A 418-nucleotide genomic window follows, 5' to 3' on the forward strand; every position below is an offset into this window, starting at 1 on the left:
CGCCGTGACCAGGTCCGGCCTTTGCCGGGTTTCAGGTCCTGCCCGGCCTCGTCCTCGAAGACAATCCACGCGCCCAGGAGCTGGGCCGTCCTCCTACCCGTGACCACTGCTCCGTCCGCCACCGCTCTACGGCCTGCTCGTCGCGCTCGACCGCCCGGTGCGCGGGGACCTGCGGTGACCAGCCCAGCCGGTGCAGCAGATACGACACCCCACGTGGCGTGTACCGGTATCCGAACAGCCTGTGGATCAGCTCGGCCACGCGTGCGAGGGTCCACCGCTGGTCCTCGCTCCAGCCGTGCGTCGCAGGGCCGGCATCCAGCTCGGCTTGCAGCCGTTTTGCCTGGTCATCGCTGAGCCGACACGGAAAGCCACCAGGCCCCCTGGAAGACAGGGCCGACGTGCCGCCGTCGCGCCAGGC

General features: G+C 70.6%; 1 protein-coding gene. It reads right to left on the minus strand.

What is annotated here, in order from left to right:
• Window positions 1-31: 31 nt before the first annotated feature.
• Entirely contained in the window at window positions 32-391 is a 360-nt protein-coding gene (locus V5O46_RS31675) for a helix-turn-helix domain-containing protein (RefSeq protein ID WP_332888184.1), read from the minus strand.
• Window positions 392-418 lie beyond the last annotated feature (27 nt).

The organism is Streptomyces poriticola, from assembly GCF_036689765.1.
Taxonomy (GTDB): domain Bacteria; phylum Actinomycetota; class Actinomycetes; order Streptomycetales; family Streptomycetaceae; genus Streptomyces; species Streptomyces poriticola.